At 60.4% G+C, this 12,247-nt stretch carries 17 protein-coding genes; 7 read left to right on the top strand and 10 right to left on the bottom strand.

The annotated features are described in order from the left end of the window. Nucleotides 1-95: 95 nt before the first annotated feature. The 5 genes from ACUJ47_RS08385 to ACUJ47_RS08365 form a co-directional block, all read right to left on the bottom strand. Nucleotides 96-320 carry a hypothetical protein gene (locus ACUJ47_RS08385; protein WP_445537954.1) on the bottom strand — a complete coding sequence of 75 codons (225 nt, stop codon included), beginning with the start codon at nucleotides 318-320 and terminating at the stop codon, nucleotides 96-98. A gap of 181 nt (nucleotides 321-501) precedes the next feature. Then, nucleotides 502-1,686 (bottom strand): BRO family protein, encoded by a 1,185-nt coding sequence (locus tag ACUJ47_RS08380; protein ID WP_445537953.1) that lies wholly within the window; start codon nucleotides 1,684-1,686, stop codon nucleotides 502-504. Next, nucleotides 1,676-1,819: a hypothetical protein gene (locus ACUJ47_RS08375; protein WP_445537952.1), complete on the bottom strand. Its 144-nt coding sequence runs from the start codon at nucleotides 1,817-1,819 to the stop codon at nucleotides 1,676-1,678. The genes ACUJ47_RS08380 and ACUJ47_RS08375 overlap by 11 nt, the downstream gene beginning before the upstream one ends. Continuing rightward, nucleotides 1,812-2,555: a hypothetical protein gene (locus tag ACUJ47_RS08370; protein WP_445537951.1), complete on the bottom strand. Its 744-nt coding sequence runs from the start codon at nucleotides 2,553-2,555 to the stop codon at nucleotides 1,812-1,814. The genes ACUJ47_RS08375 and ACUJ47_RS08370 overlap by 8 nt, the downstream gene beginning before the upstream one ends. Nucleotides 2,556-2,979: 424 nt before the next feature. After that, on the bottom strand, nucleotides 2,980-3,945 hold the full coding sequence (locus ACUJ47_RS08365) for an IS1595 family transposase (protein WP_445537950.1): 966 nt from the start codon (nucleotides 3,943-3,945) through the stop codon (nucleotides 2,980-2,982). A 190-nt stretch (nucleotides 3,946-4,135) separates the two neighbouring features. Here ACUJ47_RS08365 and ACUJ47_RS08360 point away from each other — a divergent pair, with 190 nt between their 5' ends. Continuing rightward, entirely contained in the window at nucleotides 4,136-4,780 is a 645-nt protein-coding gene (locus tag ACUJ47_RS08360; protein WP_445537949.1) for a YqaA family protein, read from the top strand. Here ACUJ47_RS08360 and ACUJ47_RS08355 read toward each other — a convergent pair. Continuing rightward, the gene (locus ACUJ47_RS08355; protein WP_445537948.1) at nucleotides 4,777-5,460 is read right to left on the bottom strand and encodes a Crp/Fnr family transcriptional regulator; all 684 of its coding nucleotides are present in this window, start codon (nucleotides 5,458-5,460) and stop codon (nucleotides 4,777-4,779) included. The genes ACUJ47_RS08360 and ACUJ47_RS08355 overlap by 4 nt on opposite strands. A gap of 49 nt (nucleotides 5,461-5,509) precedes the next feature. Between ACUJ47_RS08355 and ACUJ47_RS08350 the strand changes: the two genes are divergently transcribed. Continuing rightward, nucleotides 5,510-6,358: a sterol desaturase family protein gene (locus ACUJ47_RS08350; protein WP_445537947.1), complete on the top strand. Its 849-nt coding sequence runs from the start codon at nucleotides 5,510-5,512 to the stop codon at nucleotides 6,356-6,358. Between the two features lie 45 nt (nucleotides 6,359-6,403). On the opposite strand, the gene spt is transcribed toward ACUJ47_RS08350, so the two are convergent. The 3 genes from spt to ACUJ47_RS08335 all read right to left on the bottom strand — a co-directional run bounded on the left by spt (nucleotide 6,404) and on the right by ACUJ47_RS08335 (nucleotide 8,357). Continuing rightward, complete coding sequence (gene spt / locus ACUJ47_RS08345; RefSeq protein ID WP_445537946.1) at nucleotides 6,404-7,624, bottom strand: serine palmitoyltransferase; 1,221 nt, start codon at nucleotides 7,622-7,624, stop codon at nucleotides 6,404-6,406. Further along, nucleotides 7,624-7,863, bottom strand: a complete 240-nt coding sequence (locus tag ACUJ47_RS08340; protein WP_445537945.1) for an acyl carrier protein — start codon at nucleotides 7,861-7,863, stop codon at nucleotides 7,624-7,626. The genes spt and ACUJ47_RS08340 overlap by 1 nt, the downstream gene beginning before the upstream one ends. Before the next feature lie 125 nt (nucleotides 7,864-7,988). After that, entirely contained in the window at nucleotides 7,989-8,357 is a 369-nt protein-coding gene (locus tag ACUJ47_RS08335; RefSeq protein WP_445537944.1) for a response regulator, read from the bottom strand. Between the two features lie 65 nt (nucleotides 8,358-8,422). Between ACUJ47_RS08335 and ACUJ47_RS08330 the strand changes: the two genes are divergently transcribed. Genes ACUJ47_RS08330 through ACUJ47_RS08310 form a run of 5 tightly spaced genes read left to right on the top strand, consistent with a single transcriptional unit; the run spans nucleotide 8,423 to nucleotide 11,651 of the window. After that, nucleotides 8,423-8,701 carry a DUF3572 domain-containing protein gene (locus ACUJ47_RS08330; RefSeq protein WP_445537943.1) on the top strand — a complete coding sequence of 93 codons (279 nt, stop codon included), beginning with the start codon at nucleotides 8,423-8,425 and terminating at the stop codon, nucleotides 8,699-8,701. Continuing rightward, nucleotides 8,698-9,327, top strand: coding sequence for an HAD family hydrolase (locus tag ACUJ47_RS08325; RefSeq protein ID WP_445537942.1), 630 nt, complete (start codon nucleotides 8,698-8,700; stop codon nucleotides 9,325-9,327). The genes ACUJ47_RS08330 and ACUJ47_RS08325 overlap by 4 nt, the downstream gene beginning before the upstream one ends. Beyond that, on the top strand, nucleotides 9,324-9,785 hold the full coding sequence (locus tag ACUJ47_RS08320) for a RidA family protein (protein WP_445537941.1): 462 nt from the start codon (nucleotides 9,324-9,326) through the stop codon (nucleotides 9,783-9,785). Before ACUJ47_RS08325 ends, ACUJ47_RS08320 begins: the two co-directional genes overlap by 4 nt. After that, nucleotides 9,778-10,518: a glycerophosphodiester phosphodiesterase family protein gene (locus tag ACUJ47_RS08315; protein WP_445537940.1), complete on the top strand. Its 741-nt coding sequence runs from the start codon at nucleotides 9,778-9,780 to the stop codon at nucleotides 10,516-10,518. The genes ACUJ47_RS08320 and ACUJ47_RS08315 overlap by 8 nt, the downstream gene beginning before the upstream one ends. Further along, entirely contained in the window at nucleotides 10,515-11,651 is a 1,137-nt protein-coding gene (locus tag ACUJ47_RS08310) for a GNAT family N-acetyltransferase (RefSeq protein WP_445537939.1), read from the top strand. Before ACUJ47_RS08315 ends, ACUJ47_RS08310 begins: the two co-directional genes overlap by 4 nt. On the opposite strand, the gene ACUJ47_RS08305 is transcribed toward ACUJ47_RS08310, so the two are convergent. Continuing rightward, nucleotides 11,648-11,977: a hypothetical protein gene (locus ACUJ47_RS08305; RefSeq protein ID WP_445537938.1), complete on the bottom strand. Its 330-nt coding sequence runs from the start codon at nucleotides 11,975-11,977 to the stop codon at nucleotides 11,648-11,650. The two genes, ACUJ47_RS08310 and ACUJ47_RS08305, sit on opposite strands and share 4 nt — an antisense overlap. Nucleotides 11,978-12,247: the final 270 nt, after the last annotated feature.

Genomic DNA, 12,247 nt, shown 5'->3' with positions numbered 1-12,247 from the left:
TGCATTTTAGTCGCTATGGCAGGCGCCGAACAATTTGCCGACAATCAAGCACGGCCCGGCCAATGATCTGCGCGGCTTGCGGGAATTCTGCGGGGTTACTCCGGGAGGATTCTTGCGGACTTGAGCGCCGCGATGATTTCGCCGATTGCGAGGCGGGCTTCCGCGTCGATTGACGCTCCGCCTTGGGGCGTCGCAGGTGCTGTGGCGATGTTCCAGCTTCCGTCGAAAATCGTTAGCTGCCCTGCTGCCTTGTCGAAGATTTGCATTCCTTGTGTCGGTGTGGCGAACAGCCAGCTCGAATCGGCATAGACCGCCAGCATGTTTTCCCGAGGCGATTGTGCAGTTTACAAACCCACGGGTCAAAGCAGGTGGAACAGCATCCTCACAACACCGTACGCGATCAGCGGGAAGGCTACGCAACCGGCCATGTAATTGTGCAGGTTGCTTCGGTCGCGATCATCCATGAGTCGCGCTAACCGATCTGGTGATGAGTAGGAAAGCTTACTCTACGTCCGCAGGTGACAGGTATTTGGTTTCGCCATTGCCCAGCGTGACAACGTACCCGTAAATCGTGTCATCGTTGCCGACATCGGCGTCAATCGTCCACTCTTGGCCGTTCAGCTCGTCATATGACATTCCGAGAGCAATCGAGATTTTGAGTATCTGTTGGTCCTCAATTACATCATCCATTGTCTCTGGTAGTTTGCGACCACCCTCAGTCAAAAGCACTGGATCGGCTGTGCGCTTTCGAGAGCCAAGAAAATTTTCTGATGATGTGACCTTCTGTCCGGTTTCCAGTTCAATTTGCTTACGAGCACCCCCAGCAATGCTCCCACCGGAGCGTGCAGCACTGGCGTTCTGGTAAAGTCCCTGTGCATCGCGTTGGCGCGCAATCGTTGTTGTGGATGTTTCACCCAGCATCGTCAGAATGAGTTCAAGGTCGGTCATATGATCACGGAGATTCTGACTACTCAAACCCTTCAACTTCTTGTGCCTCTGCACCCCCATTCCGAAGGTTTCCTCGGAAATGATGTTAGTCAGCATAGCGAAGTCTTTGCTATCCTTGACGCCGCGCTTTTGCCATTCACGGGTTAGTTCGTTGCGAGCAACAATCGAGCGGATTCGTCGCTCGATCCATTCATCGGTTCGCCCCTGAAGCTGGTATGTGAGAATTGCCCGTTTGATCGCCAGTTCGGGATCTTGGGTTTCCTGGATGCGTTCATAAGCGACCTTGGCGAGCCAACGCTTGATCGGCTCAGCCTTTGGAGACGGTACAGATTGAATAATGCGAAACAGCACTTCCGCGTTCGCCACATCAGTGCCACGCATTCGACCGTCCGAAAGGGGTAAAGGGATATTTCCGATATTATCGGAAATATCTCCAAATCCCTCATTCTTCACCATTTTAGCCTTCAAGTCAGACCAATATTTGCTTGGTCGCTCACTCTCCGTGACCGCCTCAATCACATCCACAATTGAAAAGAGCCATTCCCCGTTCTGGCAAATGCGCCTGATATCGGTTCCCTTAAACGGGACAATCTCGATCGTCCCATCTGGTACCAATTCAGTGAAGTCCGCTCCGCTCTCTTCAAGCTCCTCACGCATGTCATTGGCGAATTGCTTTCGTGCCGCTTCGATGGGAAGATCAACGCCAAAGGCTTCGTCGTATTTCTTGTCATCGCTCATCGGAGCGCTCCCTCGCAGGTCGCTTCACCAACCGGCTAAGCCGTTCCTTGAAGCGCTGTTCGTCGTTGTCGCACTCAAGTTCGCGCGCGGCTTCTTTGAACTTGTCGATTTGGGGTTTTCTCTTGTCAGCCATCAGAGGCCTTTTCGCTCTCTGGCAACAGGCCCGCAAGTACCGTTAGCTTTTCAGCGAAGTCCAGCAGTTCTGCTTTGCTATTGGTTGAACCCATAAGGCTCAACCCAGTCTTAGTCAGGTTGAAGTCTAGTCCGCCCGTATGCCGCGCGAGTGCTGGTGTCTCCTCCCGACTGGGGCGCGTCATGGTGGCTTGCATGGGTTCACTCTCCTGCTTGTCGATTTCAGGGGGTGATTCTGGCTCGCTTTCGGCGTCACTACGATAACTTTTCGCAGCACTCTTTATCTCAAGGTAGCGGTTTGTAGCGAGGAAGCTGTCCAGCGCCTTCTCTACGCCCTGATTTGTGAACCCGCTTTGCATAAGAAATGAGCGGACGGCGTTCTCTCCAGGAATGTCGCCGTCAAACCGATCATAAATCGAATTAAAAAGGGCGGGGGAGTTCCCCGCAGTATGCAATGCGGCAACACGCACATCCTCTGGATAGCCGTGAAGGATATCCTTCGCCAAGTCCGTGACACGCAACTGGCCCTTCTGCACATTCTCAATAAGATTGTATTGGTTAAGCGCGCCAAGAATTTTCATCGAGCGGCCCGTCAGGCCGGAGTAGCCAAGATCCTTTGCGGCATCCTCCCGCATTATGACGGCCTGCCGGTTGTTGTTGAAAATCTGCTCGACGGCATTCACCGCCCTATCAAGTGAAATACCCGGAAAGTTCGGGCTACGCATCCGTGTACTCATAGCGAATCCTTCTAACTGCACACGTAAATGTGCAATCACCGAAGAAATGTCAATACATCCGCTATCCACAGGTTGGCAGTTTACAAGGGTGATTGCTGCTTGACCGGCGCGGGCGAATCACATAGGCCTTGCGAGGGTCGGGAATCAGCCCGGCGAAATGCGAGGTGCGATATGACCAACAGAAGGGTCGCTCATGCCGTTCACATGCTCGCGGTGGCGGTAGGGGCTAAATGAGAGAGGCCACCAATCCCGAGCAGGGGACGGTGGCCTCGATGTGGGCCAATAAGTAAGTTCGATCCAAACTGGCAGGGGTGTCCATAGCACCCCTGCCTTTCTTTGTGAATCCCCCATTTTTGACCGTTTTGGTTTCCAACGGCCACGACGTCGGGGTTCCAGCCCCGGCAGCCAAAGTTGGCGGGGCGGCTTAGGCGATTTCGTCAGGCCTTGCGTAGGTCAGCCGCTTGCCGACGATACCCTTCACCGCAGCAACCGAGCGCATACGGTCGTCAATGCCGTTTGCTTCGCGGTTATTATAGCGGAACTCGTACTCGGCAAGGTAGCGGTGCAGGTGGTGCTCTTGGCAGTGCTGGTACACACCGCGCATGCCGCGCTTGAAGATCGAGAATGCACCTTCGACGGTATTGGTATGGATGGTGCGGTCTAGCGGGTTCACGTACTCCATACGGGCGTGGGTAGTGGTGCCGTGCTCGCGAAACTCGCGGCCAATCTTGCGGTACATCTTGGCCTCGTCCGTCATTAGGCGGGCTTCGCGGCTGATGTTGTTGAGTACGATCGGATGGATGTCGTCGGCGCGGGCACCGTCGATCTTGAACCACTTGCTCTGGCCGCTCTCACGGTCAACCAGTGCGACAACGCCGTGCTTGTGAGCGGTACCGCGACGGGTGGGAACGTCGCGCTTGAAGCCAATGTAGGTCTCGTCAACTTCAACCGCGCCGCCGTTCGAACCGAAGGGCTGTGCCAGATCGCCGGAACGCATGGCCTCGCGGATACGGTGGGCAAGGAACCACGCGCTCTTGTACTGGATTTCGAGAACGCGGTGCAGCTGATGGGCGCTAATGCCCTTCTTGCTCGACACCATCAGGTGAACGGCCTGGAGCATCTTGTGAAGCGGGATGCGGGCATGTTCAAAGACGGTGCCAACCTTGACGGTGAACTGCTTACGGCACTCGCCACACTTCTTGAGGCCGTGGCGCACCTTGCCTTCGGGGTTCTTCTTGCTGGCTTTGGAGCGAACTCCGGACAGATCATACACGCGGCCATTGACCGTACCGCAGTGCGGACAGGTCACGCCGTTGGCCCACACGATGCCCTCAAGGTACTCGTAAGCCTTGGCTTCGTCGTGAAAGTACGGGGAAGAAAGAACCGACATGGTGATATGCTCCGTTAGTGAGCATTATCTAGCACTTAGCTTTGGGTTTGTAAAGTACACAATCGCCTTTCTCTAACCAAATAGCGTGGCGATGTCAATAAAAAAGTGCCAAATAGGTTATTTGTCTTTGCTTGCCTCCATGTCCCGCCTGCCCTAATCCCCGCACATCTTCAAAGGGATCGCTTTCCTCATGATCATGAAGCCGCTGCGCGGTCTCTACAATTGGACGATGGAAAAGGCCGCGCATCCGCATGCGCAGGGCTGGCTGGCGTTCTTCTGCTTCGTCGAAGCGAGCTTCTTCCCGATTCCGCCGCACCCGCTGCTGGGCCTGATGTGCTTGGCCGAACCGAAGAAGGCGGTGCGCTTTGCGGCGATCGCCACGCTGTCGTCGGTTGCGGGCGCGCTGTTCGGCTATGCGATCGGCTGGGGGCTTTACGACACGGTCGGCAAGCAAATGCTCGAAATGCTGGGGCTCGCCGCGAGCTTCCCCGCGGCACAATGCACTTTCGAGGAATATGGTGTTGCGGCGGTGATCTTTGCTGCGGCCACGCCTGTGCCGTTCAAGCTGCTGACGATCACGGCGGGCTTCATGGAAATGGCGCTGGTGCCCTTCATCCTCGCCAGCCTGGCCGGCCGCGCACTGATTTTCATGACCGTGGGGATCCTGTTCCGCGTGTTCGGTGCGCCGATCAAGCGTGTCATCGACGAATATCTCGGCACAGTCACCACGCTGTTCGTGGTGCTGGTTGTGGGCGGCTTCGTGGCGCTGACGCAGCTCGCCAGCGATGAGGGTGAAACGCCCGAAGCGACCTGCGCGGCGGCTTCCGCGCCTTAGTCCGCCAGCGAGAGCATCGTTAGCCGGTCGGGCTGGTCGATCACGATCCTGCCATAGGAGCGCGAGACGCATCCTGCCGCTTCGAGCTCGCGCAAGGCACTGTTCACGGTCGCGCGCGAGAGGCCGAGCAATTCGCCCAATTCTTGCTGCGTGATCGCCACCGCTACCGGGGCAGGGGTGGTCCGGGCGAAATTGGCCAGCAGTCCGGCGATGCGGCGCTGTGCGCTGCCCTGGCGGATTCCCGTAACCAGATCGACCATGTCCTGCAGATGGGCTGAAAGCGCGCCGAGCAGGCTGCGCATTTCCGCCGGATCGCGCGCCAGCAATCTCTCGAAATGGTCGGCGCGGATGAAGGCGAGCTCGCTCGGTGTGCGCGCCACCGCATCGACCACGCGCGGCCGATGCGCGAACATGGCGATCTCGCCCCACGAATCGCCGACCCCCAGCACGGCGGTTGCGCGGAACTCGCCATCGGGCAGGAACTGGCCGACCGCGACCGAGCCTCGCTCGATCAGCCAGAAGCCGCGCGCTTCGTCGCCGCGCTGCTGGATGATCCCGCCTTCGGCAAAGCGGTGCCTGCTCGCGCTGCGGCGCAACTCGTCCTGCACTTGCGCGCCGAGCGTCGAGAACAGCAGCGGGGTCGCAAGCGATCTCTCGGCAAAATGTAAAATATTAGACATTCTGGCGTGTGATTAGCTGGTATCGGCAGGGTCGTCAAAGGAGAGGATTATGCCCGGCTACATGATTGCGGTTCTCGGAATCTATATCGGATTTGCGCTGCTCGAACTGTGGCGTTCGAACCTGTTCGCGAAGGACGAACAGACGCGCGACGACGGGATCGTCGAAGGCGTCAGCATGATCGTCTTGATCGGATTTACCCAGCCGGCGATTGTTTTTGCTTCGGCGGCGCTGATGGGCCTGATCGCTCCCGGCCTGCAGGGCGCGCTGGCGGGCCTGAACGTGTTCGCTGCGATACTGCTGTTCCTGATCCTCGACGACATGACCCAATATTGGTGGCACCGCGCGAGCCACAGTTTCGCCTGGCTCTACAACCTTCACCGCGCGCATCACGATGCCCGCTACATGAGCGTGCGCCTCGTCTACCGGAACAACATCATATATTACGCGATGATGCCCGGATTGTGGTTTGCCGGGGCGCTGCTCTACATGGGGCTCGGCTGGGTTTACGCTGGCTATCTCGTGGTCAAGATGGCGGTGATCATCGGCGCGCATTCCGACGTTGCCTGGGACAAGCCGCTCTATCGCATCAAGTGGCTCTCGCCGGTCATGTGGGTGGTCGAACGGACCATCTCGACCCCCGCCACGCATCATGCCCACCATGGCCGCCATGCGGACGACCCCGCGGTCCACTATAAGGGCAACTACGGGAACCTTTTGTTCTTCTGGGATGTGCTGTTCGGCACCGCCAGGATCACCCGCCTCTATCCGCGCAGCTACGGCGTCGAAAACCTCGCGCCGGCCACGCTGGGCCAGCAATTGCTGTGGCCGATCTTCCCGGAGAACAAGGAGTTCGCCGAAACCGCAATCGACGGCGCGATGGCTGGCGAGGGCGCCTGATCGCGCTGACGGCAAGGGGCGTGCCGTAACCGGCCGCCCCCGCGATCAGATGATGCCGACCGCCTTGCCCGCGCGTTCGAACATGCCGAGGATGGTCTGCACCTGCTCGGACGAATGCTCGGCGCAAAGCGAACAGCGCAGCAGCGTCATGTTCGCAGGGGTCGCCGGCGGGCGCGCAAGATTGACGTAAAGCCCTTCCTTCAGCAGCGCTTCCCACATTGCGGCGCCGCGCTCGAGATCGGGCATGACCACGGCAATGATCGCGCTCTGCGGTTCGTCGGTGCCAAGCTGGAAGCCGAGCGCGCGAAGCCCCGAATGCAGCGTGCGCGAATTCTCCCACAGATGCGCCCGCTTGTTGCCATTGTGCATGAGCTTGCGGATCGAAGTGGCGCTCGAGGCCATCACGGCAGGCGGCAACGCCGCGGTGAAGACATAGGGGCGGCACACCAGCCGCATGATCTCGAACTTGGGATGGTTTGACACGCAGAAACCGCCGACCGTGCCGACGCTCTTCGAGAAGGTGCCGATGATGAAATCGCAATCGTCGATGACGCCCGCTGCCTCGCACACGCCGCGGCCATGCTCGCCGATGAAGCCCATCGAATGCGCTTCGTCGACCAGCACCATCGCGCCGTATTTCTTGGCGATGGAGACCATTTCCTTGAGCGGCGCGATGTCGCCCAGCATCGAATAGACGCCTTCGAGCACCACCAGCTTGCCCGCGCCTTCGGGCACGCGGCGCAAGCGCTTTTCCAGCGCATCGAGGTCATTGTGCTTGAACGGCACCACCTCGGCATCGCCCATCTTGCAGCCGTCCCAGATGCTGGCGTGGCTGTCGATATCGAGGATGATGTAGTCGCCCTTGCCGGCGATGGTGCTGATGATGCCGAGATTGGCCTGGTAGCCGGTCGAAAACACCATGGCGTGATCCATGGCGTAGAATTCCTTCAGCGCATTCTCGACATCGCGGTGATGGTAGAATGTGCCGTTGAGCACGCGGCTGCCGGTGGTGCCGGCGCCGAACTCGTCATAGGCCTGCTTGCCCGCGGCGATCACGTCATCGTCGAAGGTCATGCCCATGTAATTGTAGGTGCCGAGCAGGATCGTGTCGCGCCCGTTGCAGATCGCCTGCGTGGGCGAAAGCACCTTTTCCATCACCAGGCTGAAGGGATCTTCCTGCCCGCCAGCCAGCAGGCCCTCGCGCATGGCGATAAGCTCGTCGAACTTGGAGAAGAGGTCTCCCGTGGCCAGACCGTCTGCCATCATTAGCCCTGCAGCTTGGTGACGGCATCGATCAGCTGGCCGAAATTCTCGATCTCGGCCTGCTGGTTCATGCTGATGATGATGTCGAACGCGTCTTCGATCTCGGCGACGAAATCCATCACCGTCAGGCTGTCGAATTCGAGATCGTTGGCAAAACTCGTCGCATCCGTGATCTCGACACCCTTCTTGTTGAAGGGATCGATCAGCGAGCGGATCGTGGTATCGACTTCGGCGCGGTCCATGCGGGGAAAACCTTCCTTAGAATCTGTCGCGCGGCATGTGCCATGCGGTTGCGGCGGAAAAGCGGCTCTTCCGCGCGCTTGTCAAGCGTCCTCGCTCATAGCGGTGGGATCGGGCGGGCTCCAGTTCAATCGGGCAACAGCTCCCTCACGGCGTTCATGAAGGGCATGATCGAGACCGGCTTGGCGAGGTAGCCCGCCGCCCCGGCGGCGCGAATCTTCTCTTCGTCGCCCTTGGCGGCATAGGCGGTGACTGCCAGCACCGGGATCGCCTGCAAGTGCAGGTCGCGCTTCGCCTGCTCGATCAGCTCGACCCCCGAAACATGCGGCAGCTGGATATCCATGATGATCAGGTCGGGCGAAAGCTGGCGCGCGGTATCGAGCGCGCGTGCGCCATCGGCCAGCGGCTCGACTTCGAAGCCGTTGGCACGCAAAACATCGCAGAACAGTTTCCGGTTGAGGTCGTTATCCTCGACAACCAGGATTCTCTTTGCCACTGCCCTCTGGCGCTCCCTTGTCTTCATCCCCAGATAGTCGAGCTGAAAGGCCGCTGACAATTCACATGATAGCTTCATCCCCCAGTGAGACTTCTGCCGAACCCCAGGTGCTGGCGCTGGCGGCGCTTGGCTGGATCCTGGAAGATAGCGATCGCGCCGAGCGTTTTCTTTCGCTGACGGGGCTCGATCCCGAGACGCTCCGGGCCGGGCTGGGCGATGTTTCTGTGCTTGGCGCGGTGATGGAATTCCTCGCCAACCATGAGCCCGACCTGCTGCGCTGCGCCGAAGCGCTGGCGGTCACGCCCGAAGAACTGGTCGGCGCGGCGCAGGAGTTGGCACGATGAGCAGGCCGCTTGTAATCAGCGATTGCGACGAAGTGCTGCTGCACATGGTGGCGCATTTCAAGGAATGGCTGGAAGAAAGCCAGGGCGTTACCTTCAAGCTCCAGGGCAATAATTTCGGCACGGCGATGCGTTGGCAATCGACCGGCGAGCCGCTGGAGCAGCACGATATCTGGCGCATGCTGGGCGGCTTCTTCGACACCGAAATGCACCGCCAGCTGCCGATCGAGGGCGCTGTCGCGGGGATCAACCGGCTGGCGGAAGATGCCGATGTCGTGATCCTCACCAACCTCAATGACGAGCGGCAGGAACGGCGCGCGCAGCAGCTTGCCGCCTATGGCGTGCATGCCCGTGTCTTCACCAACGAGGGTCCGAAGGGCCCCGCGCTGAAAGCGATCGTCGAAGAGTTCGCGCCGTCCAAGGCGATCTTCATCGACGACCTCGCGCAGCATCACAAATCGGTTTCGGAAATCGTGCCGGGCGTCAGCCGCCTGCACCTGTGCGGCGAACCTATGATTGCCGGACATATCGATTGCGCGCACGAAGCGGGCCACGCCCATGCGCGGATAGACAATTGGGCCGAGGCGCTGCCTTGGCTGCTCGAAGAACTGGAAAGGGATCCAAGATGAGTATCGAAACGCGCCTGCAGGAACTGGGCATCACTCTGCCGCAGGCGGCAGCCCCGGTTGCAAGCTATGTCCCAGTGGTGATCCACAACGGGCTGGCATTTGTCTCCGGCCAGGTGTCGATGATTGATGGAGAGCGCATCAATGGCCGGCTGGGCGAAGACATGTCGCTTGAGGATGGGATCAAGGCCGCGCGCGGTTGCGGCCTGATGATCCTGGCTCAGCTCAAGGCGGCGCTCGGCTCGCTCGACCGGGTCGAGCGGGTGGTGAAGCTCGGCGGGTTCGTCAATTCGACGCCCGATTTCACCGACCAGCCCAAGGTGGTGAACGGCGCTTCCGACCTGATGCTCGAAGTCTTCGGCGAGGCAGGCAAGCATGCGCGCGCCGCAGTCGGCGTTTCGGCGCTGCCGCTGGGCGTCGCGGTCGAAGTCGATGCGGTGGTCGCGATCAAAGGTGACTAAGCGGCACGCCCCATCGTGGCTCACCGAATGGGAATATGCCCATCGGGGGCTGCATGGGGCCAAAGAAGGCGGGTCCGTTCCGGAAAACTCGCTGCAAGGCGCGCGGCTGGCGGTCGAAGCCGGGCTGGGGATCGAATGCGATATCCAGCGCAGCCTCGACGATCGCCCGATGGTGTTCCACGATTGGGACCTCAAGCGGCTGACCGGCATCGAAGGCGAAACGCATGGCCTCACGGCGGCCGAACTACAGCAGCTCCATTACCTCGGCAGCAAGGAGAGGCCCGCCACGCTCGACCAATTGCTCAATGCCGTGGCCGGGCGCGTCCCGCTGCTGATCGAGATCAAGTCGAAGCGCGGCTATAATGTCGCGCGGACCTGCGAGGTCGTTGCCGATCATTTGCGCGACTATTCGGGCCACCATGCCGTGATGAGCTTCGACCCGCGCGTGGCGCGCTGGTTCCGCCACCACTCGCCGCAGACCTGCGCCGGGCTGGTGATGCGCGAAGACGAGCACGGCCATACGCAGCAGGCATGGCAGCGGCGGCTGGCGCTGTGGATCGCGAAGCCCGATTTCCTCGCCTATCACATCGCCGCGCTGCCCAGCCGCTGGGTTGCGGGGCTGCGCCAGCGTGGCCTCCCGATCCTGACATGGACGGTCAATTCGCCCGAAACGCGCGCCCGCGCACTGGCGAACACCGATGCCTTGATTGCGGAGGGAGATGGCCTGGCATGAGTTCGGAAGAACTCACCGTCAGCATTGCCCCTTCGGTGGGTTCCTTTGGCGCGGAGGAGTGGAACGCGCTCGGCGGCAATCGCAATCCCTTCGTCAGCCATGAATTCCTGACCGCGCTGGAGGATTCCGGCAGCGTGGGCGAGGGCACGGGCTGGGACCCGGTGCCGATCGTCATCACCGATGCCGAAGGGCAATTGCTCGCCGCCATGCCCAGCTATGCCAAGGGCCACAGCCAGGGCGAATATGTGTTCGACCATTCATGGGCCGATGCATGGCACCGCGCGGGCGGGCGTTACTATCCCAAGCTGCAGATCGCCGCACCCTTCACTCCGGCCAACGGACCGCGCCTTTTGATGCGCGACGAAAGCCTCGCCCCGCACCTGCTCAAGGCGGCCGAGACGGTGTGCGAGCAAAGCGGGCTGTCTTCCGCGCATGCGACCTTCATCGAAGAGGGGCAGCGGCGCTTCTTCGAGGATGCCGGCTGGCTGATGCGCAGCGACATCCAGTTCCACTGGGAAAACCGCGGCTATTCCAGCTTCGACGATTTCCTTGGCGCCTTGGCCTCGCGCAAGCGCCGGACGCTGCGCAAGGAACGCGCGGCGGCGCAGAAAGGCGTCGAGATCCTGCGATTGTCAGGCGACGATATTCGCCCCGAACATTGGGATGCGTTCTGGATTTTCTACCAGGACACCGGCGCGCGGAAATGGGGCCGCCCCTATCTGACGCGCGACGCCTTCACGCTGCTGGGCGAACGGATGGCCGATCGGATCGTCATGATCCTGGCGCTGATGGAAGGGGAGCCGATTGCAGGTGCGCTCAATTTCATCGGCGATGAAGCGCTCTACGGGCGCTATTGGGGCTGCACGCTCGACAAGCGCTTCCTGCATTTCGAGCTGTGCTATTACCAGGCGATCGAGCTGGCGATCGAGCGCGGGTTGAAGCGGGTCGAGGCGGGCGCGCAGGGCGGACACAAGCTCGCCCGCGGTTATGAGCCGGTCAGCACGTGGTCGGCGCACTGGATCGCCGATCCGGGTTTCCGCGCTGCCGTGGCCGATTTTCTCGAACGCGAGCGCGCGGGCGTCGCGCTGGATCAGAACTACCTCGACCAGCGCACTCCCTTCAGGAAGGCTTAGGCTGCGCGGCGACGCTCGCTCGCCAGCCATTCGCGCGCCTGGCGCTGGGCTTCGGCGATTTCGCGTGCAGTCATCTCTTCGGAGATGTCGGCGCGGCAGTAAGCAGCTTCTTCATGCCCCTTCGATGCGGCAAGGTTGAACCACTTGTGCGCTTCCACAAGGTCGCAATCGACGCCGTGGATGCCGGTCGAAAAGGCAACGCCAAGATCGAAATAGGCGGCAATTTCGCCTTGCGACGCTGCGGCAAGGCATTGCGCGATGATGCGGTTGGCTTCGGTCGGCTTCAACTCTTTCGCCGCCATTCCGTCGATCGGTTTCAGTTCCATGTTCGGTCCCCTGTTCGGCGGACCTGGCCCCCGCCTGTCCGCTACAAGGTGAATTCGCCAGAACATGGTCAACAATTGGTTAACGCGGCCATCAACTTTTTCGTTTTGACGCCAGCGCAGGCCACGATTTGCGTTCGCCAGGCATTAATCCTCAGGCTTTATTGGTGGGCCTCGGGAAACGGCTTGTGCGTGCCAAGGCCCAAGCCTATAGGCCCGCGCAGAGGGCGCTCCCTCGCTACCGGAAAACCGGGGCAGCAGGACTTGGAACAG

The sequence above is a fragment of the Altererythrobacter sp. Z27 genome, from assembly GCF_052683155.1.
This window is presented reverse-complemented; position numbering and strand designations above follow the sequence as displayed.

What these genes read in the sequence shown, in the direction of transcription:
- ACUJ47_RS08385 (WP_445537954.1), bottom strand. Translation starts at nt 320, where the DNA reads ATGCTGGCGGTCTATGCCGATTCGAGCTGGCTGTTCGCCACACCGACA.
- ACUJ47_RS08380 (WP_445537953.1), bottom strand. Translation starts at nt 1,686, where the DNA reads ATGAGCGATGACAAGAAATACGACGAAGCCTTTGGCGTTGATCTTCCC.
- ACUJ47_RS08375 (WP_445537952.1), bottom strand. Translation starts at nt 1,819, where the DNA reads ATGGCTGACAAGAGAAAACCCCAAATCGACAAGTTCAAAGAAGCCGCG.
- ACUJ47_RS08370 (WP_445537951.1), bottom strand. Translation starts at nt 2,555, where the DNA reads ATGAGTACACGGATGCGTAGCCCGAACTTTCCGGGTATTTCACTTGAT.
- ACUJ47_RS08365 (WP_445537950.1), bottom strand. Translation starts at nt 3,945, where the DNA reads ATGTCGGTTCTTTCTTCCCCGTACTTTCACGACGAAGCCAAGGCTTAC.
- ACUJ47_RS08360 (WP_445537949.1), top strand. Translation starts at nt 4,136, where the DNA reads ATGATCATGAAGCCGCTGCGCGGTCTCTACAATTGGACGATGGAAAAG.
- ACUJ47_RS08355 (WP_445537948.1), bottom strand. Translation starts at nt 5,460, where the DNA reads ATGTCTAATATTTTACATTTTGCCGAGAGATCGCTTGCGACCCCGCTG.
- ACUJ47_RS08350 (WP_445537947.1), top strand. Translation starts at nt 5,510, where the DNA reads ATGCCCGGCTACATGATTGCGGTTCTCGGAATCTATATCGGATTTGCG.
- spt (WP_445537946.1), bottom strand. Translation starts at nt 7,624, where the DNA reads ATGATGGCAGACGGTCTGGCCACGGGAGACCTCTTCTCCAAGTTCGAC.
- ACUJ47_RS08340 (WP_445537945.1), bottom strand. Translation starts at nt 7,863, where the DNA reads ATGGACCGCGCCGAAGTCGATACCACGATCCGCTCGCTGATCGATCCC.
- ACUJ47_RS08330 (WP_445537943.1), top strand. Translation starts at nt 8,423, where the DNA reads ATGATAGCTTCATCCCCCAGTGAGACTTCTGCCGAACCCCAGGTGCTG.
- ACUJ47_RS08325 (WP_445537942.1), top strand. Translation starts at nt 8,698, where the DNA reads ATGAGCAGGCCGCTTGTAATCAGCGATTGCGACGAAGTGCTGCTGCAC.
- ACUJ47_RS08320 (WP_445537941.1), top strand. Translation starts at nt 9,324, where the DNA reads ATGAGTATCGAAACGCGCCTGCAGGAACTGGGCATCACTCTGCCGCAG.
- ACUJ47_RS08310 (WP_445537939.1), top strand. Translation starts at nt 10,515, where the DNA reads ATGAGTTCGGAAGAACTCACCGTCAGCATTGCCCCTTCGGTGGGTTCC.
- ACUJ47_RS08305 (WP_445537938.1), bottom strand. Translation starts at nt 11,977, where the DNA reads ATGGAACTGAAACCGATCGACGGAATGGCGGCGAAAGAGTTGAAGCCG.